This is a genomic window from Nitrosospira multiformis (genome assembly GCF_003050865.1).
In the GTDB taxonomy this organism is placed as follows: Bacteria; Pseudomonadota; Gammaproteobacteria; order Burkholderiales; family Nitrosomonadaceae; genus Nitrosospira; species Nitrosospira multiformis_E.
This window is the reverse complement of the sequence record NZ_QAOK01000003.1, coordinates 20239-47098: the sequence shown is the minus strand read 5'-3', so window position 1 is coordinate 47098 and position 26860 is coordinate 20239. Positions and strand designations below refer to the sequence as shown.

Sequence of the window (26860 nt, the reverse complement as noted above, 5' to 3'; positions counted from 1 at the left end):
GAAACTGTGAAGAACCTTTTCTCCCTACCGTAAATGCCTATCAATCCTGTCGCGGCAGTTGCTGCTGGAATCATTGCTGGTGTCATTGCCACCGGCGCTCAGCTTGTTCTGTGGTGGGTATTCACTGATGCACTCCCCTCCATTTTTTACCGGGATGCGCGGCTGACTGCGGCAATGCTAATGGGTCCTGATGTCCTCCCGCCGCCCGCCACATTCGAGTGGAGAGTCATGCTCGTCGCAACCTTTATTCATTTCATGCTTTCCATTGCGTATGGCCTGATTCTGGCGCCCCTCATTTCCCGTCCTGGCATGGTGGCTTCCATGCTGGCAGGCGCTGTCTTCGGGTTGATCATCTATGCAACGAATATGTACGGAATGACCCTGATTTTTCCCTGGTTCTCCGTAGCACGGGACTGGATCACCCTCGCTACCCATATCGTATTCGGAATCTCGCTGGCCGTGCCTTACAAATTATTGTCCAGGCCTCATTCCGCATAACGCAAAAGGTTTGAGACAAGCTGGTGAAAAGTTTTTTTCGGGTCTGATTCCCTGCCCGGGTTCGTTTCCGCGGCAATACATTTGTCATCGGTAATCTCATTGCGGCAGAATTCATAGTAATTATCCCAATCCCTGTTATACGCCGGGATATCCTGCTGCCGCACACTCGATCTAAAGTCCTCGATGATTTCATGCATGACCGGCAAGCGTGCCCGCAGATAAGTATCGATACTTCTCGGCCAGTTGGTAGGTTCGGGATACAGGCCCGAGAGGGTGGATAAAATGGCCGAGCGGAATTCTTCAGCAGCCTCCGTCCGCCGTTTGCGGGTGAACATTTCATAAATACCGGCCACTACAATTCCCGCGCCCAGCAAAACCAGGGGCCACATGGGTACGTGAGTAAAGTATGCTGATATTTGATCGCTAAATTCGTTCATGTATTTTTCCGGTTATCTTGTTGCTATAGAACGTACCAAAACGTGGGGTGTATCACCTTTTTTCTTTTTCTTCCGGGTTCCGGGAGCGAGCCTGGCCGGATATGCCAGTGCTCAGAGAGGGGGAAGCGTAGTGAGCCCGGAAAAAGTATGGCTCTGCCCTAAAATAGAGCACGACTATTCGACGATTATATGCTTTGGAAGATGGGGGTCAATGCTCCATGACACGATTTTCCGGCAGCAGCTTTGCCTGTTCTTCTGGATAACCGACAATCCGGCCGGATGTCACAGATGAAAGCTCCCGTGAATCCCTGGATCTGGAAAGATTAACGAAGGCTGAATTTGACAGGGAAGCACTATTCATCTGCTGGCGGTCGAAGCGCCCTTGCAGCGTAATTTCAGGATGTAAAGGATAAAGGACCTGTAACTGGGAGCAAATCAACCTTCTCACGAACTATTGGACCAGGCTTATAACCCGTGATGGGTGGCGAAGCGGCCGAAGCGGCAGAAGGGAAAGGGCCGCGGCGGACCGCAAATCCTCTTTTTCGGGTCTCTCCTATTTGCAGGATGAGGGTCGATGCTGGGGCAGGACAGTACCCGGGACAAGGTCGGGCACCCCGGAGGCAGGATCGGTATTATCATTGCAGAACCATTCCTTGCCGTTTGTTGTCGCCAGAACCAGTGTTCTACCGGATCCTCCCATCACCAGACCCGGACTCACTCCGGTACTCTTGAATTTTGCTATTACCTCAAAACCTTTTTCCCGGGATTCCGGTGTAAGGCTCTCAACATACTTTCCGGTCCGTGTGGGCACCAGATTGTCGAACTCCTCGGGGGTAGGCCATTTTCCCTTATCCGAATAGAACGTGGCAACAGGAGATTTAACGCTGTCGAGAAGATCGACCGCTTCGGTTACCTGTTCGCGGGCCTGGGAATCCTCATAGAGCCGAAATGCAGGCGGGATAGCGATCGTCGCCAGAATGCCAATGAGGGCAATTACCATCATTGACTCGATCAAGGTTAAACCCTTCTGATCCTGCTTCATTCTAAAAAAGCTCCTTCTTGGTTAAACGCATTACATCCCCTGATATCTGCCATTCCTATTTGATCAGGAGCACCGGAATCTTCGAAAGCTGTATGATTCTGCTCGCAACCGAACCCAGCAATATTCCTTTCACCGTTCCAAGTCCACGCGGGCCAAGCACGATCTGATCGAAATTCATTTCTTCCGCATAGCGCAGAATGATGTTCGGCGGGTTTCCAGAAGAGACGTGGAACCGATAACTGATACCGGCCTGATCAAGCAAAGCCCGTGCGGATGACAGCTCTTTCGCGCCTTCCTCCTGGTAATACAGATCTATGCTCTTCTTGTCTATGAACATCGGCACGTTGCCGCGCAGTGGGAACTGTACGTTCAACAAATGTACTTCCGGCATTTCCCTGTATGAGGGAACCAGCTTGATGAACTGCCCGACTGCGTTGTCCGATGCGCCTGAGCCATCTACCGGCAACAAGAGTTTCAGCATGTTTTCTCTCCCATCAGCAGTTAAATTGCCGCTACGAGCGCGGTTTGTCGTTTATGTCGTCCATCAGGTCGACAATCGCGGCTCTTCTTGCCCCCGTCCTGTTCCCAAGCCATTTACCGATGACCACGATCAGCAGAGCGCCGCCGGCGGGCGCAACCCAGTGCAGAAAAGCCGCATTGTTATCTACCCATTCCCTGCTGACCGCGTCGGTAACGCTCATGTGTCCCGCGATCCAGCCAAGCAGGCCCGCACCGATGAAGATAGTGACGGGAAATTTTTCCATGAGTCTCATTACCAGCTTGCTGCCCCAAACGATGATGGGCACACTCACCACCAGGCCAAAGACCACCAGAACGACACTGTCCCTGGCGGCTCCGGCAATGGCAATCACATTATCCAGGCTCATCATGGCGTCGGCGATAATGATGGTTTTAATCGCGCCCAGCAGAGTTGCGCTTGCGCTGATCTCATGTCCGTTCCCTTCCGGCTCGGGTTGGAGCAACTTGATGCCGATCCATAATAGCAGCAGTGCCGCCACGATTTTCAGGAATGGAATTGCCATCAAGGTGAAAGCGAAGTAGATCAGCACGACCCGCAGCACAATGGCGCCGAACACTCCCCAGAAAATACCGAGATTTCGCTGCTTTTCGGGAAGTCGCCGGCATGCAAGCGCGATAACCACGGCATTATCGCCTCCCAGAATGATATCAATGGCGATAATCTGGAGTACGGCAATCCAGAATTGCGGACTGGCAAGGTCCATAAGAAGTCTCTGAAAAATAGGGAATCAGGTGAAGCGACCAGGGCGTTCAGCCTGTCCCCGGAACTGGATTGCGGATTATACCAGTGTCGGATAAATCTGCTTGTATCGGTCCATTGATTGGCGCTGCATTGAGGAACCGCAAGAGTTCGGCTTTGCGCGGCAGTGTATCCTGATAGCCGAGATCGATGAGGGCGCGACAGAAGGGTTCTTCAAACAGAACATAGCTCAGGAGAGACGAGCCATCGCGTCTCATTGCGCCGATGGCCCGGTAAAAAAGCCGGATGGTATGCGGCAGGGTGGCAGCGTGATGCTGCGCAATTTCAGTGAATTCGACACTGGGGGAAATGACCATGTGCTGAATCTGGCGCAGCGGCATGTCGTGATTTTTCATGTTTTCTTCAGGAATCATGCGTAAGGTCCGGTTGATGCGCTGCAACCGTTCCAGATCGACATAAAGGTTGTCGAGAAAAATACTGCTCATGATATGGCCACCGATCTGCGCGAGCGTGGGATAGCTTTCTACCTTGACACGCTCAGGCTGCGTTTCCTCTATCTTGCGCACGCCAATCACCAGCACGCGGTCCGCCCCGAGATGCAGCGCAGGACTCAACGGCGCAAGCTGGCGCATTGAACCGTCTCCAAAGTATTCGCGGTTGAGCCGTACGGCCGGAAAAAGAAGTGGAATGGCGGAAGAGGCCAGCAGGTGCTCAATTTCGATAGGTACAGCGACACCGATACGGCGTTCCCGCTTCCACGACCGTATACTGTCCGCACCCTGATAGAAGGTAACTGATTGTCCACTGGTATAGCCCCAGGCGGTAATACCGAGCGCGTGCAAGGCGCCTGTGTCGATACTCTTCTGAATGCCTTGAAGCGGCAGGCTGTTTTTCAGCAGTTGCGCAAGCGGCGAGTTGTCGAGCAGCGAGGTCGCACCCTGCTTTCCCAAGCTGGCAAACAAGAGAGATGCGAGCCAGCGTAATGCATTTCCGTATACGCCGAGAGGGTCTGTCCGGTAGGCCTGGTTGACTTGCGCGTTTTCCCATACCGCTGACAGTCGTTGTACACCCTCATGAAAGTTGCGGGCGGAGATAGCGAGAACCGCGGCATTGAATGCGCCGGCGGACGTGCCGCAAATCACGGGGAAGGGGTTGCGCGTTCTCTTCGGCAGCATCGTGGCGATAGCCTGCAGAACGCCTACCTGATAGGCCGCGCGCGCGCCTCCCCCAGTCAGGACAAGGCCTACCTTCGGCGCCCGTGAGGATGACGGGAGCAAGCTCATTCACCGGAATGGCAGAGGCCACGGGAGCAGCAGCATTTATTCAACCCGAGGAGCATTGTGGGTGAATCATGTCTTCCGGTCTTACCCAATCCCGGAATTGATCGAGGGTAATGTAGCCGGTTGCAACGGCTGCCTGTTCCAGCGTAGTGCCTTCGCGATGCGCCTTCTTCGCGATTTCAGCTGCCTTGTCGTAGCCGATGTGAGGTGCGAGTGCAGTTACCAGCATCAGGGATTTGCGCAGCAATTCGTCTATGCGATCGATGTTTGCGGTGATTCCGGTCGCGCAGTGCTCGTTGAAGCTTATCATACCATCCCCCAGCAGGCGCACGCTCTGCAGGAAATTATGGATGATAAGCGGTTTCATGACGTTGAGCTCGAAGTTCCCCATTGCGCCGCCCATATTGATGGCGACATCATTGCCCATCACCTGGCAGCACAGCATGGTAAGCGCTTCTGACTGGGTCGGATTGACTTTGCCGGGCATGATGGAGCTGCCCGGCTCATTTTCGGGAATTTTCAGTTCGCCGATTCCGCAGCGCGGACCCGATGCAAGCCAGCGGATATCATTGGCGATTTTCATGAGCGAGGCTGCCAGGGTCTTGAGCGCACCGTGGGCATGGACGAGCGCATCATTGGCAGCGAGGGCCTCGAACTTGTTGGGAGCTGTCACAAACGGCAAGCCGGTCAATCTTGCCAATTCCGCTGCGACCCGCACCGCAAACTCAGGATGAGCGTTCAGCCCGGTGCCAACCGCTGTCCCTCCCAGGGCCAGTTCATATATATGGGGAAGCGCTGTCTCGATGTGCTCCAGCCCGTGGTCGAGTTGAGAAACATAGCCCGAGAATTCCTGCCCCAAGGTGAGGGGAGTAGCATCCTGCAAATGGGTGCGACCGATTTTGACAATGCCTGAAAATGCTTCCGCCTTAGTGGCCAGCGTATGCCGCAACGCGGCAATGGCAGGCTTCAACTGATGATGGAGGGAGCGGGCGGCTGCCACATGCATGGCAGAGGGAAACACATCATTGGATGACTGCCCCTTGTTTACATCGTCGTTGGGATGAATCCTGCAATCCGGCCCTCTTCCGCCCCCCAGCAGTTCAGAAGCGCGGTTTGCCAGCACTTCGTTCATATTCATGTTGGTCTGGGTTCCGGAACCGGTCTGCCATACGACCAGCGGAAATTCCGCATCATGATTACCTGCGACCACCTCATCCGCAGCCTGGATGATGGCAGTAGCACGCTCGTCATCCAGGACACCCAGATCACGATTTACGGCAGCCGCCGCACGCTTCACCAGTGCCAGCGCGTGAAGCAGCGCAGGCGGCATGCGCTCGCCAGAAATTCTGAAATTCTGCAAGGAACGCTGGGTCTGCGCGCCCCAAAGCGCATGCGCAGGCACCTGTACTGAGCCCATCGTATCCCGTTCATCACGGTAATTCATATCAGCCTTGGATCAAGGAAAGACAGGCGGGCATATAAGAAATACCTGAGCGCACGTATTCACCAGCTCATGGCAGGAAATAAAAGCAGTCAGGAAGGGAGACTGCGGAGAGGCCGTATGTTTGACACAGGCGCACTGAGATTCAGCGGGTGTTGCTGCAAAGATTGAAAACTGAGTCAGCGAAGGTTTATTCGTACTTATTCTGAAGAAGAGCACGTCAAATCGCTTGGACATAATGCGATGAGACGTGCCAGATCAATTATGTACTGATCAGTTTTCGAGCCGGAAGGGCCCTTCGCCGGGTTGGCCGGTTTCAGGATCGATCCAGTCGGATATGCCAATCTCGTCCTCTGCCTGCTCCAGGGTTTCTCCCGGTTCATAGTCCGAGTCGGCGTTGTACTCCATATCCTGGATGGCTTCAAGTAAGGTGGGGAAGGGACCGAATACCCTGTCACCCTCTTTTTCGTCATGCCAATAAAAACCATCGGGCCGTTCAACAATGCGCGTGGTGTCGTAGTCGCGGGACCCTTGTGGAATTGTACGAGCCATTGCCACCTCCATCAGATAGAGATTCGAATGAAAGTCAATGTTAACCTCGTCCTTAAAATTTTACCAGCGCAAATAATCAGTGTATGGAAAACGTATTGATGGCACGCATCCTCGCGCGCAGGCCTTAAGTGCTGGCAAACAGGCGGGCAAACATTTCCTATGGGGGATTGCGGGAAACCGGGGATGCGATGTGGCAGACGATCAGCCCTCGGGGTTGAGGCTTGCTACCAGGCGACGCTAAAACCCGAAATGCGAAGAGTTGTTTTCAGCGGGGGTAGGGCAGGCAGGCCCTTCGTGACGCGCCTGCTCCCCTCCCTATTATTCTAGGTGTTCAGTCCCAGTTCAACACCCCGCCCGTTTGATACTCGGTAACGCGTGTTTCAAAAAAATTCTTTTCCTTTTTCAGGTCGATCATTTCAGACATCCAGGGGAAGGGATTGCTGGCTCCCGGATAGAGAATGTCCAGGCCAATCTGCTGGCAGCGGCGGTTGGCGATATAGCGCAGGTATTCCTTGAACATGGGTGCGTTCAACCCCAGAACGCCACGCGGCATGGTGTCCTCGGCATAACGGTATTCCAGTTCCACCGCTTTTTGCATCAGCGCACTGATTTCGCTGCGAAATTCCTTGGTCCACAAATGCGGGTCTTCCATTTTGATCTGATTCACGACATCGATGCCGAAATTGCAGTGCATGGATTCATCCCGCAGGATGTATTGATACTGCTCGGCTGAGCCCGTCATCTTATTCTGCCTTCCCAGCGCCAGGACCTGTATGAAACCTACATAAAAGAACAGGCCTTCCATGATGCAGGCGAATACGATCAGGCTTTTCAGCAGTTTCTGATCCGCTTCGAGCGTGCCCGTCCTGAATGCCGGATCAGTTAGCGTATCGATAAAGGGAATCAGAAATTCATCCTTCTCGCGGATGGATTTCACTTCGTGATAGGCGTTGAAAATCTCGCCTTCGTCCAGTCCCAGCGATTCGACGATGTACTGATAGGCATGCGTATGAATCGCTTCTTCAAATGCCTGCCGCAACAGGTACTGGCGGCATTCCGGATTGGTGATGTGCCGGTAGGTGCCGAGTACGATGTTATTGGCGGCGAGCGAATCCGCGGTAACGAAGAAGCCAAGGTTGCGCTTGACTATCCGCCGCTCATCCTCGGTCAGTCCGTTCGGATCTTTCCAAAGGGCGATATCGCGGCTCATGTTGATTTCCTGAGGCATCCAATGGTTGGCACAGGCCGCCAGATATTTCTCCCACGCCCACTTGTACTTGAAAGGCACCAGCTGGTTGACATCCGCCTTGCAATTGATGATGCGCTTGTCTTCCACCGACACGCGCCGATGCATGTCCTCTGCGGAAGAGTCCTTTTCCGCTGTGCCATTCCCTGCACGCACTCCTGCGACATCGCTCACGCTACCTTCTGTCTCGGTCCCGTTCGTGTCGGCAAGGTGGCTCGCTGCTTCAGGGCCCACCCCGGCTCCTCCGGCAAGCGATCCCGGATCGCCGTTTCTCCGCGGCGTCGATGGCATGATTTCATCCTCGAATATCAACATATCTTTCTCCTAATATTACATTTTAATTGTTATTGGCATGATTCACATTCCGGGTCATCGATGGAACAGAACGACACATCTGTCGCCGGCGCTGCCGCACTCATGGCTGGCATGTTTCCTTCCGCGGACACTGCATTCAAAGAACCGGCCTGGACTGTAGATTTTTCTGCTGACGTTGCTCCGAGCGAGCGCAGATAGTAAGTCGTCTTCAAGCCACGCAACCAGGCCAGTTTGTAGGTTTCATCCAGCTTTTTGCCGGAGACGCTCGCAATATAGATATTCAGCGACTGGGACTGATCTATCCATTTCTGCCTGCGCGCTGCCGCTTCGATCAACCACTGGGGTTCTACCTCGAAGGCAGTGGCATAAAGCCTGCGGAGATCGGTGGGTACACGGTCTATCTTGCCCAGGGCTCCATCGAAATACTTGATATCAGAAATCATGACCTCGTCCCATAGCCCAAGTTTTTTCAGGTCGCTTACCAGATATTGGTTGGCAATGGTGAATTCTCCCGACAAATTGGATTTGACGTAAAGATTCTTGAAGGTGGGCTCGATGCTGGCTGAAACGCCGACAATGTTCGAAATGGTCGCGGTGGGCGCTATTGCCAGGCAGTTGGAGTTACGCATGCCATGGTTTCTGATGCGTTCGCGCAGCGCTTCCCAGTCCAGCGTCGACGACCTGTCCGCCTCGATGTATCCGCCGCGTTCTTCCTGCAGCAGGTCGAGCGTATCCTGAGGCAGAATGCCGCGATCCCACAGACTGCCGCGATAGGAAGCATAACGTCCCCGCTCTTCGGCCAGTTCAGTCGAGGCCCAGTAGGCATGGTAGGCGATCGCTTCCATGGTATGGTCCGCAAATTCCACTGCTTCATCCGAAGCGTAGGGAATGCGCATCCTGTGCAGACAATCCTGGAAACCCATGATACCCAGCCCGACAGGCCGATGCCTGAGATTGGAGTTGCGTGCCTTGGCAACGGCATAGAAATTGATATCGATTACATTGTCCAGCATGCGCATGGCGAGGCTGACAGTACGCTTGAGTTTGTTGCCGTCAAGCTTGCCGGCATCATCGATATGGGCTGCCAGATTGATCGAGCCGAGGTTGCACACCGCGATTTCCTGATCATTGGTATTCAGTGTTATTTCAGTGCAGAGATTGGAACTGTGCACCACGCCGATATGGTTTTGCGGCGAGCGGATATTGCAGGCATCCTTGAAGGTGATCCATGGATGCCCGGTTTCAAACAGCATGCTCAGCATTTTGCGCCATAACTGCATCGCGGGTATTGTCTTGTACAGGCCGAGTTCGCCGCGTGCGACTTTATCCTCATAGGCGAGATAAGCCTGCTCAAATGCCTTGCCATACTTCTCATGCAGATCGGGAACGTCCGAAGGCGAAAAAAGCGTCCATACGCCCCCTTCCATTACCCGTTTCATGAACAGATCGGGAACCCATGTGGCGGTATTCATATCATGCGTGCGCCGGCGATCGTCCCCGGTATTCTTGCGCAGTTCGAGAAACTCCTCGATGTCCAGATGCCAGGATTCGAGGTAGGCACAAACGGCGCCCTTGCGTTTGCCGCCCTGGTTTACCGCCACGGCCGTGTCGGATACCACCTTGAGAAAGGGGACTACGCCCTGGGATTTGCCGTTGGTGCCCTTGATATGCGAGCCCATTGCCCGCACACGCGTCCAATCGTTGCCCAGTCCCCCGGCATACTTGGCAAGCAGCGCGTTTTCCTTGATTGCTTCGTAAATACCATCCAGGTCGTCCGGCACTGTCGTGAGATAGCACGAAGACAGTTGCGAGCGACGTGTGCCGGAATTAAACAGGGTAGGCGTGGAACTCATGAAATCGAAGTTCGACAGCACATGGTAGAACTCTATCGCCCGTGCTTCGCGGTCGATTTCGTTCAATGCAAGCCCCATTGCCACCCGCATGAAAAATGCCTGCGGCAACTCGATACGGCTCTCCTGTATATGCAGAAAATAACGGTCATACAAGGTTTGCAAACCGAGATAGCCAAATTTAAGATCGCGGTGCGCATCGAGTGTTTTTGCCAGCCGGGGCAGGTCAAACTGCGCCAGCCGCTCATCCAGCAGTTCGGCCTCGATCCCGCGCTTTATGAAGGCCGGGAAATATTCCATATAGCGCTCAGCCATTTCCCTTTGTACGATTTCCTCGCCCAGCACCTCGAAGCGGAGCGAGTGCAGCAGCAATCGTGCCGTGACGTAGCTGTAGGCCGGCTCTTTTTCCAGCAACGCACGTGCTGACAGGATTACCGATTTCCTTACTTCCTCCATCGGCACTCCATCATATAAATCCTTGAGCGTAGCTTTGAGTATCAGTGCAGGATCGACCGCTTCACCCAGACCTTCGCAGCAGGACTCGATCAGCGCCAGCAGCCTCGCGGTATCGAGCGGAACCGTGCGCCCATCCTCGAGTACGTTCAGGACGCTGCCGGTCCCCTCCGTTGCCCCCGCCTCCTTTTGTTGCGCCCGCTTGCGCGCGCGATCCTCGCGGTACAGCACATAGGCCCGCGCTACATCGTGCTCGCCCGAGCGCATCAATGCGAGTTCCACCTGATCCTGGATATCCTCGATGTGAAAAGTTCCACCTGAGGGCTGACGGCGCATCAAGGCGTTCACTACATCTTCGGTCAGGCGCCCCACCACTTCGCGTACCCTGGCCGAAGCGGCACCCTGGCTGCCCTCGACGGCGAGAAACGCTTTCGTCATGGCAATGGAAATCTTGTTTGGCTCGAATCCGGCTACTGAGCCATTGCGACGGATGATCTTGTATTGGGAATAGCGCGTATCATGGCCGGGAGGGTTCGAAGAAAACTCATAGCCTGCCATTGCCGGCCGGGGGGCTTGATCTGTGGAAAGCTGCATGCTGGATGCTCCTCATTTGTAAGGGAAATGTGCCGAATCCCTGGGCAAAACTTGATATTGTGGGTGCTGTGGAAATGCTGTGGAAAACCTGTGCACTACTATATATAGTAGTGCATGAGAGTGTGTTCAACTACCTCTAGTGCTCAAGACTCAATAGTCCTATATTTTCTGACGGGTGTCAAAAGGTATTTTTGGGATTTTTGAGGGTGCGACTTTCAGGACTTTGACGGCCATATCCGGAAGGTGATGTGCACGGGAATTGAGGCAATCCGGGGAGATTACTATCGCCACATGAGCATGGGGCTCAATCTCAAGGAGAGGGGGGTAATGATGGTCGTGTCCATCATTCTTCTTGTGCTGGTCGACAAGATTCCGCCCATGCTAAGCAGCATTGTCGGCGGTGGGGCAGGGGGAATAGGCAACCTTGGGGCGGGGGCTGCGATTGCCGCGGCTGCAACTGCAAGAGGTGTTGCCACCGGTATGATGATGGCCTCGGCCGCCAATGCAGCCGGGGGAGCATCCGCTATCAAGGCCCGCATTCGATGCGGCGCATGCCAGCAGGGACGGCGGCATGGGTATGTTCGCTGAAGAGCAGCCCAGGCAGAGCGCGCCCTTGGGAGGACTAGCTCAGGCAATGGGCATGCCTTGGCGCTTTGTGGCTGAAATGGGCTCTCATCTCGCTCGTGGAGGAATGGAAGCGGTAAAGAGCAGCATTGCTTCGCAAGGCGGGCGCGTGGCACAAACCCCCGGCGGAAAAGTTGCCTCCGCCATTCGCTCCAACATTCCTGAGCCGCAATTCAAGGGCAATGCCTTTGCTGGATCGACGGAAACAAAGCTCGATGCCGAAGCGGAAGCCGCTGCCTTCCGGGGCAGCAAGTAACAGGGCAGGGAGTGGTGGATCTGTCCCCCGATTTGCCGGAGCGCGTCGCTTGTTCGATTCAAGCCGCGGTCAGATACGAAGTGCCTGCCAATATCCTCCTTGCCATCGCAGAGAAGGAAGGAGGCAAACCGGGGCAGTGGATGCGAAACACAAATGACACCTACGATGTCGGCCCCATGCAGTTCAATACCACATATTTATCCGACTTGGCCAAGTACGGCATTACCCCTGAACATGTGGCGCAGCAAGGTTGCTACTCCTATGCGCTTGCCGCCTGGAGTATTCATATGCACATCCGCAACGATCGGGGCGATCTGTGGACGAAGGTGGCCAACTACCACTCGTACACGCCTCATCTCAATGCCGCCTACCGAATAGACCTGATGCGACGGGCGTCCAGGTGGGAAAAATAGCTCACTTCCCGCTTTGCTACGAGGGAAGTAACCTTTGAGATGGACAAGCGGTAGCAATGTGGATGATCGGCACAGCCTACCGTCTGGCAGCACTAGCTTGACCCATGGACAACCCTGCTGGAAAACCTGATGGACGGATAAAGCCTCGTCCACGAGGTTTCCTACAGGGATTGCCCAAATTAATTGTTCTTACCAAACGTTTTCTCCCTTGTCCTCCTGGGAGTGAGGCACATTGAATATTTAACATTTTGCTACGTCACATTCCACACGTGCCAACTCGGCTAAGTCATCAGCGGTAGAACCAACGCCACCGCATACGATAACTAATACCGTTTTATACCCTGATAACGCTGCAACTTTTTCGTACACCGCAGCGAGCGCAACCCCGCAAGCAGGCTCAACGACAATTCCATGATCTTGCAAAAACTGCAAAGAAGCAGAAACGGCCAACTTGTCCGGCAACACAACGCTTTCGATACGGTGATCTTTGGAGTACGCCAGTGCTTGTTCACAAACAATACGCGCTCCTAAGGTCGTCGCAATACTCGATATGTATGCAAGCTCGACAAGGAATCCCGCGTTTAACGATTTCCCATAGGAGTCGGCACCTTCAGTCTCAACCGCGATGACGGGCACACCGGCCCCTCCATTTCGCCTCAATCCTTCTATAACACCGCAAAGAAGGCCGCCACCGCCGACTGACAGAACGATTACGTCAGGCTTTAGACCAGCACGGAATATTTCATCAATTAGACTGGCATGCCCTCTCCAAACCAGAGGGTCATCGAAAGGATGTATATATGCATCGGTAGATTGGATGAGTGACAGCGCAAATCGGTGCGCTTCGTCCAAAGACTTCCCATGGACTATAACTTCCGCATTCTCTAAGCGCATCAAGTTCACCGCCCGCTTTGAAGCTGCTTCAGGCACCACGATGATTACAGGTACCGAAAGGCGGCGTCCAGCAAAAGCAACTGCTAGTCCCGCATTACCGCCCGATGATGCAATGAAACGTTTTGCTCCTCGTTTTAAATATTCTTCGCATGCATAGCCGATTCCTCTGGCTTTGAAAGAGCCAGATGGTTGGGCGGACTCCATTTTCAGCCAAATAGATTGGCCCACTTTATGGCTGATCAAATGGGATTCAATTAGCGGTGTTTCAATATGTAGCGGCATTCAAAAGAGATCTCCAATGAGATACGAACAGCTAATCTGCGGCCAGTGCCACAAGAATCAAGTCGTACTGTTTCATCCAGTTCCAGCCAAGGTTCACCGCTGAGCTCCCGGGGCACTCCAAATCAATGCGACGCCGTCGAAGCAATATAATCGCGTTTCGCGAGTTGCGACCCCGTCCTGTGGTGAAAAGCAAATTCGGTGGCTTTCTCTGCCGCCAGCTTGCATGCCAGCTTGTATTTTTGTACTAGGGCGATGGCTTGCGCTTTTGAATCCTGCCCGTGTCTCCCTTGGAGGGACTTTTTGTCCTCGTAATACTGGAGCCGTTTCTGGTGTTTCACTGCTATTTCCAGCAGTTTCCTGGCCCGGTTTTCATACCCTTTTGCGAGGCCGTCGTGGTCGACAAGAGGCCTGATATTTTGTGCGGGCACACTGGAATCGTCTTTCTTTGCTTCGATTGTACCGGTCTCCGAGCAGCCCGCTAGTAGGCCCAGCGTGGATATCGCCGCTACAAACTTCCTTATTTCTTTTTGCATGAAGGCAGACTCCAATGAAATGGATGAAGTGAAAGCCACTCGTTCTGATACGGGCCATGACATTGGAACATTGTACTCGGCATTACTATAAATAAAAGTCACGTGTTTTGATTGTAATCATAATTTTTTGTTTATATATTACGGACCTTAAATCCTAGCTGCAGTTACCCCCGGAATAGCAGATAACGAATTGCGGGTGGCGGAGCGACCGGAGACCCAAAAAGACGCCATAGGGCAGGACTTCCATCCTCTCTGCCTGTCAGATGGATAGATAAAACCGTTTCAGGAATCGGGAAAGATTCGGGGATAATATGCTCTGGATTATCACGGAAGCGGATCACGGCGTGACGGCATTCCTTTTGCCGAAGATCATCAAAGCCGATGCCGGTGCTTGATAACACTGATACCACCAGCTTTTCTTTTCCGTTTTATTTAAGTATTCAGGAGAACCATCATGGAAACCATCGAAACCACTCTTATCCGCATTCCGATAAAAAAGCTTGTCATCTCGCCCCTGAATGTTCGCAAAAAACAGGGGACCGGCATCGAAGAATTGGCCGCCCTGATCGCTTCACAGGGATTGATCCATAACCTGGTCGTTACCGTGCAGCAGAAAAAGGGCAGGAAAAGCGGCAAGTATGAAGTGATTGCCGGCGGGCGCAGACTGACCGCCTTGAACCTGCTGGTAGCCGATGGGCGGCTGTCGAAAGACCATGAGGTGGATTGCCGCGTGGTCGAGCACAAAGAGGCGCTGGAAATAAGCCTGTCTGAGAACAGTGGCCGGGAGCATATGCATCCTGCCGATCTCGTCATGGCCTACCGCGCCCTGATAGATGCAGGATTTGCGCTGGATGAGATTGCCCCACGCTTTGGCGTCTCTCCGCTGACCGTCAGGCGTTACCTGAAACTGACCAAGGTCTCTCCCAGGATTTTCGCGCTGTATGCCGAAGACAAGATGAGCTTCGAGCAGATAACGGCGTTGGCGCTCACCGATGACCACGAATTGCAGGAGCGGCTCTGGCACAACACGCCGGAGTACCAGCGCAACGGCGCAACCTTCCGGCGGCTCATCACCGAAACTGAGATCAACATAAGGACGAACCCGCTTGCCCGGTTCGTCGGAGTAGAGGAATACGAGGCCGCAGGAGGCGTGATACGTCGTGATCTTTTCGGGGAGGAGGACGACGGTTATATGCAGGATGCCGAATTACTCGAATCGCTTGCTCTGGAAAAACTCAACCAGGTGGTCGAACCGCTGAAGGAGAAAGGATATGCGTGGGTGCAGGTTCGCACCACCTTCGACTATTCCGACAGGGCCGAATTCTCGCAGATGCGGATAGTCAGGCGCGAGCCGACTGCGGAGGAGCAAGCAAGGATGGATGCGCTGGCAGCGGAACTGGAAGCCATCGAAGCCGGATACGATGCCTCCGATGAGGAGCGGGGCAGGACAGGGGAACTCTACGAAGCGACAGAGAAAAAGAAAAAAGCGGAGTGCATTCGGGACGAACTGACGAAGCTTACCGAATCGCTGGAAGAAATTTATCCGGACGATCTTGCAATTGCAGGGGCTATTGCCACCGTCGACCACGAAGGCAAGCTCCGCATCGAGCGGGGCCTCATCCGCAAGGAGGATATGAAGAAGCAGCCGAAGGAATCAAGGGAATCAAAAGAACCAAGGGAATCGAGGGAACCAGAGGAGCCAGGAGAGTCAGGGGAGCGGGAAGCGGCAGGGATCGAAGGAGCTGGTGGCGAGAAGCCGGTCCATTCGGAAAAGCTGACCCGCATGCTGACCGTGCATCGCACGGCCGCCGTGCAGGCGGCCATGACGGATCGGCCGGAAGTTGCGCTCGCCGCCCTCGTGCATTGGATGGCGGTACAGATTTTCCCAAATGGCTCCGCGTCAAATCCTATCCTGCAGATCAGCATCGAGGAAACCCGTCTCAAGCCGGACGTGGAGAGTATCGAGCAGAGCAAGGCAGCGACTGCACTTGCAAAAAAGCGCCGGCAATGGCAGAAGCGTATCGATGCGGCAGGGCGGAGCGGCAAGACTCTGTTCGGGTGGCTATTAGAGCAATCGCAGCAAGACCTTCTGGATCTGCTGGCTTTCTGCACGGCGATTTCGGTCAATACGGTGTCGGAGCGGGAAAGTACACCGCCGCAGGAAGTCACTGCACTCATGACCGCCTTGAATCTGGACATGGCCGACTGGTGGAAACCTACATCCGGGAATTATCTATCGCATGTCTCGAAGGACAGGATTCTCTCGGTGGTCGCAGAAGCGGTATCGACCGAGCGTGCCAATCTCATGCGCAATCTCAGAAAGGAGCAGTTGGTGCGAAAGGCAGATGAAGAACTCTCAGATTCGAGGTGGCTGCCTGAAAATCTCAAGGCTATCGGACGGTAGAACGAATCGTGATCCATGGGTTATAAATCCCCGAATGGGGCTTTATAATGATAAGGAGAATAACTTCCTGATCTTCTACCACCCGCGGCCGATCACCCGATTATCCCCGATGGCAAAGCGACCTCAAATTGACCGTTCGGAACAATATCCACCAGACACGAGTGGCCATAGGTGATATCGTCAGAGCCGCCTGCGTCAATAAAATTGCTAGTCACCGGGAGACCCCCTATGGTCGTGGCGGCAATAAGCGGGTCGGTCCCTGCTGGAACATCATTACGCGTCTGGGCGAACAGATAAGTCGACCACATACCGATCTCCTCGTCTGGCAGCAAGGTAAGTTCCCCCCGGTAGATGCAGTAGTTCCGCAGTTGTTTCACGGTGCAAATTTCCACCAGTTCCGGCGATTCGTCCTTGCTACGAAAAACGACATGCGTGATGCTGGGAGCGGTGAGGTGCAACTCTGCGGGAGATACGCCTGATGTCGTCGCAGTCCCAACCACCTCGGCTCCATTGAATGCCGTCATGGTTACCGAGGCACGAAACACGACACGACCGAGCACCTCCTGTATCGGTGTCGGAAATCTTATGGTCAGGCCGGCAGGCGGAAAAACCAGCGCGGGTCGTTCGGTCGCAGCCGGCTGCACAAAACATGCGGTGTAGTCTTTGGGGTCGAAAATCATTCCGCTGATGCTGCGAGGCTGCCGAAAACAATCGTCGGGTTTTTGGTCATCAAAGGATGTGCAACGCCGCACAGCTCGGCCGTCCACCAGGCTTTGGCTGGGGTCGTCAATTCTCAGACCAGTATCGATCTCCCAAGGTTTTAGAATGATTTTATAGGCTCGATGATGGCTCGGGGACAGCGCTGCAGCCGTCACAAAGTAATTTTGGCAGGTTTCTTGATGAGGTTCGGCTCCCACCAGGGCGAAAAACACTACTTGGTTACCACGCTGGTAGATTGTCCGGTCCGTGAGCAATTCCTGCGTTTCCACGAAGTGCAGGTTCGGCTTGGTTTCCGAGACCGAATATTCCAAGGTGCGCCTATCTGTTTCCCGTTGGTATTTCCATTTCACATCGAGTTTATACGGGTACCCAGGAAGTGGTATCTCGGGATACTGCATCTCGACTGAAACGGTTTCACGCAGGGTACGCTCAGTGGGGTCGGGTACCGTTGCGTCCTGACCACGACGGTGGGGATCAATCTGATCAGACAAGACTGCTGCGATGGATGCAGCGGCAAAAACCCCGGCTGCCGCATCCACGATGGGATTATCGACAGGCCGATAGTGGAGCTGACCATTGGGACAGCAAGCTGCACTGTCGATAGAAACCTCGCTGTTTAGATAGAAGCGAGGCTGCTGCACTTCGTCGCCCACATGTCCGTCAATATCATTGACAAGAACATGCTCGTTTGTCAGCCCAAGCGGGCGGCTGTCGCTTTGCGCGAACAGGATCATGCCCAACGTGCCATAGACATTCATGTTCGCGTTTCCTACCGCGATTCCCCCTGCAAGTGTATCGAACATCTGGCTTCGCGTTGATTTCGTATCCACAGTTCCTCGTGGCTTTGTTATAGCCTGGATCACATCGGTAGGCACACCCTCGATTTGATCGGGAATAGGCAGATAGCCTCTGTCCGTCAACTTTGCCAGATCGACTTTTTCTCTGACATAGAAGCCTATTGCCAGAGTGTCAGGTTGAGCATACGGCCCCACAGTCTTGATTGCGGGCAAAATATCCAGGACATTTCGGTCTTGCCCCCACTGTGACTTTATCTTCGCGATAATTGATTCAACCTGGGCCCGAGCGGAGGGATCTTGCGGATTCAGTTTTTGCATAATATTTTTCCCTAGGGTCGCAATTTAAGGGAGAGCGCGGTGAGTACATCCTGAATCGGCGACACATTGGTGGACGTGTCGCCACCCCCATATAAAAGGCCGACTACCTGATTCATGGTAGCTGGTTCGTGGGAAAAGACCACGGAGCCGGAATCGCCGTGATCGGAGAATTGTTCTTCGCCAAAAGCGGGATCTGACGCAATGATAATTTGCCCTGTTAGAAACAGATCGGGGTGATGTGGATCCGTGCCGGTACATCCGGTGCCGGCAGCATTCTGGGGTCCCCTGCACTCGCCTGCCGGGGCGCTGGGATTAGTGATGATTCCGTGTGTGAGGCCAGTGCGGGAGCCGGATTTATAGACATGCATTCCCATAAATGGCGCGGCAACTGTCGGATCAATCGAAATCAGCGTGTCCAGGCCTGTGATAAAGCTTGAGTTCGGCTCACCGGTGATCGCATCGACGGTCTGCTGGACGAACGGCCTGCTGTTATCCAGTTCAATAAGCGCGGCATCGGTCGTCACCCGGTTAGAGGCACCCACAGTACCAATTTTGCGAGGATGGTCACCGACATTTCCCCATCCGGTTTTTTCTGCGACAATGGATTCTATGAGCCCGACCAGCCAGGCAATGAGTGCGATGATCAGCAACACGATCTTCCACCACGGGTCTTGAAACGCCAGTGGTCCGTGTTGGCCTGCGAAGCCGTCTTTAATTTCGACGCTGTAGTCAAAGGCGAGCGGTAACCATATGCCACCTGGCAGACACACCCGCTGCCATCCCCCAGAACCACCCCCGCCGCCACCGCCACCGCCACCGCAATCGGAGCCGACAAGACATCCGCACAGCAGCGTGATCAATTCACGTAGTATTTTCTGGTCGCAATTGCCTCCACGCATCCCGCGCACCAGACGGGTAATGTCGTCGCCCACCCTCGATCCTTTCGATCCGCTTCCCGGCTTGAACACATTCTTGCAAAGTTGCTGCAGGGCGACCGGATCAACCGCCATAGATTTGAGCGTCAGCGAAACCTTGCCTTCCGGTATATAAACCACGGATATTCCTGTGTTGGGATCATAGTCAAGTTCGGCAATGAAGATGGTTCTGGCATTGTGGCGCATCGCATCGTCCGGGTCCGGGTCGCCTCCCAGGTTATGCAAAACAAACTCCACGGGGGGCTTGCCGCGTCGTGCGCCGCTAGCGTCCACCAGAAAATAGACTGTAGTCTTTTCCCCGATCTGCAAAGGAGGTATACGGATTGCCCGCCCCTGTACCGTCTGCTGGGTAGCCGTCAACTCGGCGGCCGTCCATGTGTCAACGACCATAATTCCGAACGACGCGAGCGTGGCCCGCCCAATGTTGGAGATATCGAACAGGAGTTCGTCCTCAAATGCTTCTCCCCAGGTGTTTTCAATTTCGACACCCATGTACTGTATCCCGTTGATACCAAGGAACACGCCGTCGGCGAACATCAGTAGAGATTGACCATCGATCGCGAAGGGTCGAACGGTAACATTAAACATCGGACCGATCTTGTCCACCCGAATCACGAGGTCATTCGGGTCGGTATCGGAAGGGGTGAAGACATCCTTGGAGCGGATGACTTGCGAGAGGTGTGCGCCATTCTCCTGTAACGGGTCGGGGAGAACGGCGGCATTCTCCTGCCATCCGTGGGTGCCGTCATTATGCTCGACCGTCAGATTCCAGAGGGTCCCGTCCACGATCTGCGTTGAACCCATGACGCCTGCGAGGATACCGCCCCCGCTTGAGGCCCCGGTAATTGAAATACGTTGATCCCAGGCTGAATCTTTACCTATGACAGTAATCTGCCAGCGCCCGCGATATGTTTGCATGTTCGTTCCCCCTGATGATGGATGAACTAACGCTAGCCCATTTATTTTGGTGATTCAATCTCAATGGCTGCCAGTAAATGTCATAGCTTTCCATTTATAGACCAGATAAGGGAAATTACAACGCCTGATTGAACGATACGTAATTCGCGGGAAAATCGTAGAGGAATGGTTGAATATCACCAACTGGCATTACGTTTGCACTTTAGGGGTGCTTTCAGGGCGTTTTGATGCGTATATGCCGCCAAGCCAGGGTACTGCCAGGATACACCTGTATCCCGATGAAACCTGGAGCTCGACCACGCTCTCCATCGGTGTTGTCAAATGAGGTGGTCTGCTGTCGTATGCCGGTCTCGATATTGGTTAGAAAAACCTTGTAGTTATTGCCCTGTACCTCGATCTCGTATTCGAACCACACACCAGGAACAAGCGCGGGCCCAGGGGTGTAATTCTGTACGGCAGGCTCGTTGAAGTTCAGGTGCCAGACGCGATCGCCGGCTTGAATCTTGTATATGGCACCCGTCCGGTTTTTGAACAGGCCATCCGGCTCCGGCCTGATTTCATAGAAATCCTTGCCCGAGTCCCCCCACGCGTTGTCATCGATCTGAACCTCAAAGCCCGCTAGGACTGCCCTCCATGCCGCGTTGCCTGCATCGAAGAACGGCTCATTCGGGATACGGGTTTTGAGCGTATCGGCAAGTTCAAGTGTCGGACGCGGGAAGCGAACGAAGACGCCACTGTTATGGTTCGCGGTGTCGAAGATACGGAACTGGAGGCGCAACGTAAAATCGCTAAAGGCTTCCTTGGCGTAATAAAAGAGTCTCAGCCCGCCACCCCCGTAACTTACCATCTCCCCGTTCAAATGAAGCATGCCTCCACCCCCCGGACCGGCAAGGTACCAGTCCTTGAAGGTCTTATCCGTACCGTCGAATAATGAGCGAAAACCCGCTTCGGGCTGGGGACTGATGATCGCGTCTGAACTGGGCAACACACTGCTGTTGAGCAGGTCGGCGGTGCGGCGGCACAGGGCGATGCCAGTGAGCATCGGGTTTGGGGAACCCATCGTTGGAAAGAGCGCGGGGCTGGCGATATAGCAGTTAGTGGTATCGTGGATGCGGCCGAAGTCGTTGGTAACAGAATCGGCGATATCGTCGCCCATACGCATCGTGCCGGTGTCGTGGTGCGTCGTACCCAAGTCGTCGCGGCGGTTCCTGAATGCGCCCAGTAAGGCGAGTCGTTGTGCTCTGCTTCCCACCGGCACCGGAATGGCGCTAGATTGAGTGGGGAGAATCTCGAATGGCTCATTTCCTGCGAAGATCAGCGCGATCTTGTCAGACACGGAATCCATTTCATCCCATGTGGCCCGGTCGATGTTTGTTTCGTTACTGCCTGGAAAGGCTTCTGGTGCTGCTTTTGCGTTTCCAAGATGAACAACCGCCTTTGGCCGCCCGAATTCAGCCTCGAGCATAGACAGATCAACAAAGCTGTTCGGATTGCGCGGTTTCATCTCGCCGATGCCGCGAATCGTGATCACGACGGTTTTATCGTTGGCACGAAGCATGCCCTCCAGATGTTCAAGAGTTGGAATTTTTTTGAAGAGTTCTGCCTCGGCGTCGGTACCCAGTTCGTTTAAACCTGAAGCTGTGATCTGAAAGTGGAAGGTACTTCCGCTGGCTGCCTTGCCTTTCACGAATAGGGCGGAACATTGGAGGCTATTGAACGGTTCGGGAGGCAGATTTGCTTCAATTGCCTTCCTTGGCACACGAATGGTCAGGTTCGAGCGCAAATGAGCGATGAGATTTGAGCCCATGCGCTGTGCGGCACGACCTGCGAGCGATTGCTGGAATGTGGTGAGTGCCACACGTGTCGTTTCGACTGTACCGAGCGCAATGACGACTGCGCTTTGCCCGCTATCTCGCGGCGGTGCGAGTGGAATATCCACGGACATCCCGTTTTGCCAGACCCGCACTCCCGTGATACGCACCCAATTGTCCGCTTGGGTCTCAGTGATGAGTTCCTGTACATGACAGTCCGGAACGATCATGAGCCTCTTTCGCGCGTCCGCTATAGGCCCTGTACCATCAGCCTCGCGGTTTGCGAGCCGCGCGGCGCGAATGAGACCGGGCACAGCGCTGAATTTGTTCGTTGGAAATAATCCTGATTCAGTCCTGGATTGAACTGCAAGGGGCGCTTCAAGTTTGAGCAGTTCAAGCAATTCTGCTTTTGATGTCCTGTTCCCGGCAGGGAGATTCAACCATTTGCGCAATAGTGCGACGTTGATCGGGCCAAGCGTGGAATCGTGATAACGCACACTGGGGTGATCGGGCAGATCGGCGAAGGAAAAACCTGTTTCGTTACCTGGCGTTTTAAGGCCAGTATGAAGTTGCTTGCGTAACGCACTGTGAAGCGGGCCGAAAATGAAGTCGTTCGTCGCCGTGACCCCGATCTGATCACTTGACTGCTCAAAATATCTCGTGCGCAGGTCATCGCGTGTTGTTTGTGGCCAGGTGGCCCACTCTAAGTCGAGCAACTCAGGCGACCAGCCGCCCCAGGTCAGTGAACGCCCTCCAATGGCGAAGATCAGTCCGCTGTAGTTGAGTGCCGGGTGATTTACCCACGGCACACGCAGATCCGGAGCGCCTCCCATAAACGGCATGTTCTGCATGTGCTCGGGCAGCACGAAAGGTCCAGCCTCCAGCACGAGGATTCGGCGGCTACGTGTACCGTCTCCTCCAGCGTCGGTTACGAAGAGATGTTCCGCGATGGCAGCTCCGAAGGTTCCCCCCCCGACAACGATCACGTCGAACGCGCGTTGTCGACCGGCAATGGTTTGGGTGGTGCTATCAAATGCTTCCTGCAAGGTATTGCAAAGGTACCTCCCCATATTGTCCAGGGTGAACGAGGTCGATTCAGAAGTCAGCGGCTGGGCCATATATATCCTCCTGATTCATTTCAATCACTACAGGAAACAGTCAATCCTGCATTAAGTAAACGAGCTTGCTTGAGAAGCCGGAACTTCCAAACATTATCTGCTTCGGGGGTTACACCAAAGTTAATTTATTCCCGCCACTTGGGGGATTCCTTTTACTTTACGAGACCGAATGGATAATTGCTGAATTTGGATTTTGTTTATCCTATTAACCTTAGTTTATAAGCTGCGCATGTCAAGAAAGGACGTGCCAGACGAGTTGCATGACAAATGGCTGGGAGGGTAACCAGAGAGGATATCCTGCCTACAGTGCTGATGCGGATAGCACTGAGATAAAGATCCGATGGTTAAAATGTGTTGCCGAAGGAGGAAGAGGGAAGGGCTAAGATTAGCCGGGGTTGCTACCCCAGACTGCATCCATTACAAGAAGGACACGGGATTGACCTGCGGCGACGGCAGGAGAACGATGGAGCGCACCTCGTTGAGGGTTCCCCTGCCATAGAGACCCCTTGAGGAGGGTAATGTCGAAGGGTGCTGTCGCTTCGACCCTGGTTCTTTCATCAAGCAGACTGGGAGCGCTGTCAGCAAAACCAAGGGAGTTCAGTTCAGGTTTATCACGATCAACCCGTTCGTCATTGATCCACTCCGTTCCCTGTCCATGATAGGTACAAACCAGACGAATACCTGTGCGATCGACATGAAAGCGGGGACACATTGCTTTATCAAGCACTTCCAGACGCAGAGCAATTTCATTACATCCCATGAGGTCAGAGTAAAGCTCCGCAAGGAAGCGCACATCCTCAACCATTGCTTCTCGACCGGGAAGCGGAGGCAGAAAATCCGGTGCGAGACCTTCCTCAGAACGGATAACCGTTAGAAAACCGTTTCCGAAAAGGTTATTTTCCAATCCCTGTTGTATGTAGCGATCCACAATGTTGCTGGTATCTCGCTGGCATATCACGATCTGGGTGAAGGGATGGAATATCCGTATCAACTCCTCAAGCTCAGAGGTGATATATGCGTACGGTTGGGGTTCCCAATCTTGAGTCAGATTGGGAGAAAGCGCCTTGGTTACTAGAACGGCCATACTATATCCCTCACGGTTCTTCTAACGCTACGGCACCATGAGTGCGCTCAAGCAACTCGTGGCGTTCCTGGGCCCCGATGCACAGGTTGGCAGTTGGCCTTGCCAGTAGACGGGGAATACCGATAGGATCGCCTGTTTCCTGGCACCAGCCATAAGTCCCGTCTTCGATGCGTTGAAGCGCCTGCTCGATCTTTCTCAGCAAGTTGCGTTCCCGATCCCGTACCCGGAATTCCAGCAGAAATTTTTCCTCCCTGCTGGCGCGGTCATTGAAATCGGGCTCTGTGGCTACCTCCTGCATCTGCTCCAGCGTACGTCGCGCACACTCCAGCAGTCGCTCCCGCTCATCCTCCAGGCGAGCACGAAAGAATTCCAATTGCGGAAGAGACATGTACTCCTCTGGCGGGGCGGTCAGAAGTGATTTTTCGAAGGAAGAAAGCTGATCGGTTTTCACGGTTGATTGGCGTGGCTTGTCACTTCTCCGGCTGATGACATACTGGTAAAGGTATCTGGGGAATGACTGCACTCATGCGTACTCTGATTCCCCTTCTGAAGCGAGAGCCAACGGTGTCCATTGGGGAAACTGGTCCGGCATCTTGCGCCAGTAATCGATACCCTTGCGAACTTCGGCAGCTTCAAGCTGACATTCCGCAAATGCCTGCTCTACGGCTTTCAGGTCCTGGGCGCGATCCTTAAAACGACCAATGAAAACCACTTCATTGATCCTGTCCCCATAAGGCATGCGCCAGGATTGTTCTATTGCTTGGCGCTCTTCACTGCCCTTCGCGGGCCATCGTTCCTCTGGGACGGCGGCCCACCAGCGTCCCACCGGTTCCACAGCAGCAGTATTGCCACAACGCGAATACGAGATTACCCAGTCCGGGCGGCTGGCCAGCCAGACGTAACCCTTTGCTCTCAGGATTCCGGGCAAGGATTTTTCGAGGAAAGCGGCGAAGCGCTGCGGATGCAGCGGTTCAGGCAGGCGTACAATGAAACTGCTGATCCCGAATTCTTCCGTTTCCGGAGTGTGCTCGCCCGCCAATTCCTTGACCCAGCCAGCCATCCTGCTGGCACGATCAAGGTTAAACCGGCCGGTACCGAGCACCTTGTTCAAGGGGACGTTTCCGCGGTGGGCATGAATGATTTCCGCCGTTGGATTCAATGCCTTGATCACGCCGATCACCTCGTGGAGTTGCGCAGGCGTCACCCTGTCCACCTTGTTTATGACAATTACGTCCGCAAATTCCATCTGCTCGGTTAGCAGGCCGGCCAGCGAGCGGTCGTCCTCTTCGCCCGCCACTTCCCCGCGCTGGGCGAGCAACTCCTCGCTGGTAAAATCTTTCAGCAGATTTTCCCCATCGACGACCGTTACCATGGTATCGATGCGAGCGATATCATTGAGTGAGTTTCCATTTTCATCGCGGAAATCAAACGTGGCGGCAACGGGCATGGGTTCCCCGATACCGGTCGACTCGATCAGCAGGTAATCGAAGTGGCGCTCGGCGCAAAGCTTGCGCACCTCGGTCAGGAGGTCTTCGCGCAAGGTACAGCAGATACAGCCGTTGCTCATCTCCACCAGTTTTTCTTCAGTGCGCGATAAAGCGGCACCCGCATTCTGAGTGCCTATAGCTACAAGTGATGCATCAATGTTGATTTCGCTCATATCGTTCACGATTACTGCCACGCGCAATCCTTCGCGATTGGCCAGAATGTGGTTGAGCAAAGTGGTTTTACCTGCTCCGAGAAAACCGGACAGCACGGTGACCGGCAGGCGTTGATCGATTAGCGTCATGATGATCCTGGCTGATTTAGTTGAATGGAGTCTCACTCATCGACCCGCTTGCTCTACTTTCGGAAGTGCTTCCTCAGAATGAGACTTTTATTTACGAGAAAGAGCAAAGAAAGTATCAGTAGTGCAGCCAGTGCAGTCGCCTTCTCACTATCGATCCCGCCAGGAGCAAACCCGCCAGGAACATTGCGTAAGTGTGCGGTTCGGGTATAGGCGAAACGTTGAAATCGAAATGGAATGTGCCCGAGTCCAGGATGGACGAGCCTGTTTCCGTATTTAGCAATTCGAAAGTTGCCGAATAAATGCCCGCTGGAGCCGCTGTATCGGTCCAATAAACCGGCTTGAACTCGAAATCATTGCCTGCCCCTAGAGTAAATATATCGCTGCCGGCGTAAACGTCCTTCGTGGTTTCCGTCCCGATATGTAACTCAGGTGTGCTCTCGACCAGCCTGAGTCCGATTTCCACATCATTCAATTGATCTGACCAGCGGTTATTGCTGCTTTGGAAAAGGACATCTTCCATACTGCCTGAGGGGTGGTTGGCAAGTGACTGAATGGAAGCTATGCCGAGGTAGCTATATTCCGAACTGCTAACATTTGTTCGCAACGTATCTGCGTAGATTCCATTCCCTTGTGCCAGCGGAAGAGGTTCTTCCTTGGAAGAAATCTCAGGAATCCGATTATTCGTGTTGGTTGACAGTATGTCGGGTGAAGAGGTTGGCCCAGTGTAACTGTATGTCCCGATACCATGAAAATGGTTGCCGTGATCGAGCAAAAGAGTCAGGCGGTTCGAGTTCGGATTGGATAATCCGGCATACGTCCCGGAAGTCAATGTGGACAATCCATCATAGCCAATATAGAACCTGATTCCCTCATCATGCCTCGAAGCTGCCGACGAAGGGAAGGGCGTCAGCGCCAGAGCGACCAGTCCCAAGATACTGCTTTTCGATGTAAGGCTCATCTATCTCCTCTTTTTTCAGTTATTTTGAATGATAATAATATATCAATAGCAACAGTAT

At 53.9% G+C, this 26860-nt stretch carries 23 protein-coding genes; 5 read left to right on the top strand and 18 right to left on the bottom strand.

The genetic code is table 11. The features are described from left to right. Window positions 1-33 precede the first annotated feature (33 nt). Window positions 34-498 (top strand): sodium:proline symporter, encoded by a 465-nt coding sequence (locus tag C8R21_RS02480; RefSeq protein WP_107761294.1) that lies wholly within the window; start codon window positions 34-36, stop codon window positions 496-498. Here C8R21_RS02480 and C8R21_RS02475 read toward each other — a convergent pair. The 9 genes from C8R21_RS02475 to C8R21_RS02430 all read right to left on the bottom strand — a co-directional run bounded on the left by C8R21_RS02475 (window position 486) and on the right by C8R21_RS02430 (window position 10948). Beyond that, window positions 486-935 (bottom strand): hypothetical protein, encoded by a 450-nt coding sequence (locus C8R21_RS02475; protein ID WP_107761293.1) that lies wholly within the window; start codon window positions 933-935, stop codon window positions 486-488. The genes C8R21_RS02480 and C8R21_RS02475 overlap by 13 nt on opposite strands. Before the next feature lie 553 nt (window positions 936-1488). Further along, on the bottom strand, window positions 1489-1977 hold the full coding sequence (locus C8R21_RS02465) for a pilin (protein ID WP_107761291.1): 489 nt from the start codon (window positions 1975-1977) through the stop codon (window positions 1489-1491). Window positions 1978-2032: 55 nt separating this feature from the next. After that, window positions 2033-2458: a universal stress protein gene (locus C8R21_RS02460; protein ID WP_107761290.1), complete on the bottom strand. Its 426-nt coding sequence runs from the start codon at window positions 2456-2458 to the stop codon at window positions 2033-2035. A gap of 31 nt (window positions 2459-2489) precedes the next feature. After that, window positions 2490-3221 (bottom strand): TerC family protein, encoded by a 732-nt coding sequence (locus tag C8R21_RS02455; protein WP_107761289.1) that lies wholly within the window; start codon window positions 3219-3221, stop codon window positions 2490-2492. Window positions 3222-3267: 46 nt separating this feature from the next. Beyond that, the gene (locus C8R21_RS02450) at window positions 3268-4500 is read right to left on the bottom strand and encodes a patatin-like phospholipase family protein (RefSeq protein WP_107761288.1); all 1233 of its coding nucleotides are present in this window, start codon (window positions 4498-4500) and stop codon (window positions 3268-3270) included. A gap of 40 nt (window positions 4501-4540) precedes the next feature. Further along, entirely contained in the window at window positions 4541-5941 is a 1401-nt protein-coding gene (gene fumC, locus C8R21_RS02445) for a class II fumarate hydratase (RefSeq protein WP_107761287.1), read from the bottom strand. Between the two features lie 270 nt (window positions 5942-6211). Continuing rightward, on the bottom strand, window positions 6212-6490 hold the full coding sequence (locus C8R21_RS02440) for a hypothetical protein (RefSeq protein WP_107761286.1): 279 nt from the start codon (window positions 6488-6490) through the stop codon (window positions 6212-6214). A 331-nt stretch (window positions 6491-6821) separates the two neighbouring features. Beyond that, on the bottom strand, window positions 6822-8051 hold the full coding sequence (locus C8R21_RS02435; RefSeq protein WP_107761285.1) for a ribonucleotide-diphosphate reductase subunit beta: 1230 nt from the start codon (window positions 8049-8051) through the stop codon (window positions 6822-6824). Window positions 8052-8080: 29 nt separating this feature from the next. Then, window positions 8081-10948, bottom strand: coding sequence for a ribonucleoside-diphosphate reductase subunit alpha (locus C8R21_RS02430; RefSeq protein WP_107761284.1), 2868 nt, complete (start codon window positions 10946-10948; stop codon window positions 8081-8083). Between the two features lie 246 nt (window positions 10949-11194). On the opposite strand from C8R21_RS02430, the gene C8R21_RS02425 reads away from it, so the two are divergent. Genes C8R21_RS02425 through C8R21_RS02415 form a run of 3 tightly spaced genes read left to right on the top strand, consistent with a single transcriptional unit; the run spans window position 11195 to window position 12241 of the window. Continuing rightward, window positions 11195-11536 (top strand): hypothetical protein, encoded by a 342-nt coding sequence (locus tag C8R21_RS02425; protein WP_107761283.1) that lies wholly within the window; start codon window positions 11195-11197, stop codon window positions 11534-11536. Next, entirely contained in the window at window positions 11520-11828 is a 309-nt protein-coding gene (locus C8R21_RS02420) for a hypothetical protein (RefSeq protein WP_146162434.1), read from the top strand. The genes C8R21_RS02425 and C8R21_RS02420 overlap by 17 nt, the downstream gene beginning before the upstream one ends. A 14-nt stretch (window positions 11829-11842) precedes the next feature. Beyond that, window positions 11843-12241: a transglycosylase SLT domain-containing protein gene (locus tag C8R21_RS02415; RefSeq protein ID WP_107761392.1), complete on the top strand. Its 399-nt coding sequence runs from the start codon at window positions 11843-11845 to the stop codon at window positions 12239-12241. Window positions 12242-12481: 240 nt separating this feature from the next. Here C8R21_RS02415 and C8R21_RS02410 read toward each other — a convergent pair whose 3' ends face one another. Further along, complete coding sequence (locus tag C8R21_RS02410) at window positions 12482-13417, bottom strand: pyridoxal-phosphate dependent enzyme (RefSeq protein ID WP_107761281.1); 936 nt, start codon at window positions 13415-13417, stop codon at window positions 12482-12484. A 122-nt stretch (window positions 13418-13539) separates the two neighbouring features. Further along, window positions 13540-13950, bottom strand: coding sequence for a hypothetical protein (locus C8R21_RS02405; protein WP_107761280.1), 411 nt, complete (start codon window positions 13948-13950; stop codon window positions 13540-13542). A gap of 454 nt (window positions 13951-14404) precedes the next feature. On the opposite strand from C8R21_RS02405, the gene C8R21_RS02400 reads away from it, so the two are divergent. Beyond that, window positions 14405-16354: a ParB/RepB/Spo0J family partition protein gene (locus tag C8R21_RS02400; protein ID WP_258192207.1), complete on the top strand. Its 1950-nt coding sequence runs from the start codon at window positions 14405-14407 to the stop codon at window positions 16352-16354. Window positions 16355-16446: 92 nt separating this feature from the next. On the opposite strand, the gene C8R21_RS02395 is transcribed toward C8R21_RS02400, so the two are convergent. The 7 genes from C8R21_RS02395 to C8R21_RS02365 form a co-directional block, all read right to left on the bottom strand. Next, window positions 16447-18189 carry a hypothetical protein gene (locus tag C8R21_RS02395; protein ID WP_107761278.1) on the bottom strand — a complete coding sequence of 581 codons (1743 nt, stop codon included), beginning with the start codon at window positions 18187-18189 and terminating at the stop codon, window positions 16447-16449. Window positions 18190-18200: 11 nt separating this feature from the next. Next, window positions 18201-20042, bottom strand: coding sequence for a hypothetical protein (locus C8R21_RS02390; protein WP_107761277.1), 1842 nt, complete (start codon window positions 20040-20042; stop codon window positions 18201-18203). Window positions 20043-20256: 214 nt separating this feature from the next. After that, window positions 20257-22971, bottom strand: coding sequence for a family 16 glycoside hydrolase (locus C8R21_RS02385; RefSeq protein WP_107761276.1), 2715 nt, complete (start codon window positions 22969-22971; stop codon window positions 20257-20259). Between the two features lie 385 nt (window positions 22972-23356). Further along, window positions 23357-24055 carry a DUF1826 domain-containing protein gene (locus C8R21_RS02380; RefSeq protein WP_107761275.1) on the bottom strand — a complete coding sequence of 233 codons (699 nt, stop codon included), beginning with the start codon at window positions 24053-24055 and terminating at the stop codon, window positions 23357-23359. 10 nt (window positions 24056-24065) lie between these two features. Next, the gene (gene dksA / locus C8R21_RS02375; protein ID WP_107761391.1) at window positions 24066-24443 is read right to left on the bottom strand and encodes an RNA polymerase-binding protein DksA; all 378 of its coding nucleotides are present in this window, start codon (window positions 24441-24443) and stop codon (window positions 24066-24068) included. A 135-nt stretch (window positions 24444-24578) separates the two neighbouring features. Further along, a complete protein-coding gene (locus C8R21_RS02370) occupies window positions 24579-25844 on the bottom strand; it encodes a GTP-binding protein (protein ID WP_107761274.1) in 1266 nt (421 codons plus the stop codon). A gap of 115 nt (window positions 25845-25959) precedes the next feature. After that, window positions 25960-26802 (bottom strand): all3515 family Zur-repressed PEP-CTERM protein, encoded by an 843-nt coding sequence (locus C8R21_RS02365; protein ID WP_107761273.1) that lies wholly within the window; start codon window positions 26800-26802, stop codon window positions 25960-25962. Window positions 26803-26860: the final 58 nt, after the last annotated feature.

Coding starts and splice junctions, on each gene's coding strand:
- C8R21_RS02480 (WP_107761294.1), top strand. CDS start 34: ATGCCTATCAATCCTGTCGCGGCAGTTGCTGCTGGAATCATTGCTGGT.
- C8R21_RS02475 (WP_107761293.1), bottom strand. CDS start 935: ATGAACGAATTTAGCGATCAAATATCAGCATACTTTACTCACGTACCC.
- C8R21_RS02465 (WP_107761291.1), bottom strand. CDS start 1,977: ATGAAGCAGGATCAGAAGGGTTTAACCTTGATCGAGTCAATGATGGTA.
- C8R21_RS02460 (WP_107761290.1), bottom strand. CDS start 2,458: ATGCTGAAACTCTTGTTGCCGGTAGATGGCTCAGGCGCATCGGACAAC.
- C8R21_RS02455 (WP_107761289.1), bottom strand. CDS start 3,221: ATGGACCTTGCCAGTCCGCAATTCTGGATTGCCGTACTCCAGATTATC.
- C8R21_RS02450 (WP_107761288.1), bottom strand. CDS start 4,500: ATGAGCTTGCTCCCGTCATCCTCACGGGCGCCGAAGGTAGGCCTTGTC.
- fumC (WP_107761287.1), bottom strand. CDS start 5,941: ATGAATTACCGTGATGAACGGGATACGATGGGCTCAGTACAGGTGCCT.
- C8R21_RS02440 (WP_107761286.1), bottom strand. CDS start 6,490: ATGGCTCGTACAATTCCACAAGGGTCCCGCGACTACGACACCACGCGC.
- C8R21_RS02435 (WP_107761285.1), bottom strand. CDS start 8,051: ATGTTGATATTCGAGGATGAAATCATGCCATCGACGCCGCGGAGAAAC.
- C8R21_RS02430 (WP_107761284.1), bottom strand. CDS start 10,948: ATGCAGCTTTCCACAGATCAAGCCCCCCGGCCGGCAATGGCAGGCTAT.
- C8R21_RS02425 (WP_107761283.1), top strand. CDS start 11,195: ATGTGCACGGGAATTGAGGCAATCCGGGGAGATTACTATCGCCACATG.
- C8R21_RS02420 (WP_146162434.1), top strand. CDS start 11,520: ATGGGTATGTTCGCTGAAGAGCAGCCCAGGCAGAGCGCGCCCTTGGGA.
- C8R21_RS02410 (WP_107761281.1), bottom strand. CDS start 13,417: ATGCCGCTACATATTGAAACACCGCTAATTGAATCCCATTTGATCAGC.
- C8R21_RS02405 (WP_107761280.1), bottom strand. CDS start 13,950: ATGCAAAAAGAAATAAGGAAGTTTGTAGCGGCGATATCCACGCTGGGC.
- C8R21_RS02400 (WP_258192207.1), top strand. CDS start 14,405: ATGGAAACCATCGAAACCACTCTTATCCGCATTCCGATAAAAAAGCTT.
- C8R21_RS02395 (WP_107761278.1), bottom strand. CDS start 18,189: ATGCAAAAACTGAATCCGCAAGATCCCTCCGCTCGGGCCCAGGTTGAA.
- C8R21_RS02390 (WP_107761277.1), bottom strand. CDS start 20,042: ATGCAAACATATCGCGGGCGCTGGCAGATTACTGTCATAGGTAAAGAT.
- C8R21_RS02385 (WP_107761276.1), bottom strand. CDS start 22,971: ATGGCCCAGCCGCTGACTTCTGAATCGACCTCGTTCACCCTGGACAAT.
- C8R21_RS02380 (WP_107761275.1), bottom strand. CDS start 24,055: ATGGCCGTTCTAGTAACCAAGGCGCTTTCTCCCAATCTGACTCAAGAT.
- dksA (WP_107761391.1), bottom strand. CDS start 24,443: ATGTCTCTTCCGCAATTGGAATTCTTTCGTGCTCGCCTGGAGGATGAG.
- C8R21_RS02370 (WP_107761274.1), bottom strand. CDS start 25,844: ATGACGCTAATCGATCAACGCCTGCCGGTCACCGTGCTGTCCGGTTTT.
- C8R21_RS02365 (WP_107761273.1), bottom strand. CDS start 26,802: ATGAGCCTTACATCGAAAAGCAGTATCTTGGGACTGGTCGCTCTGGCG.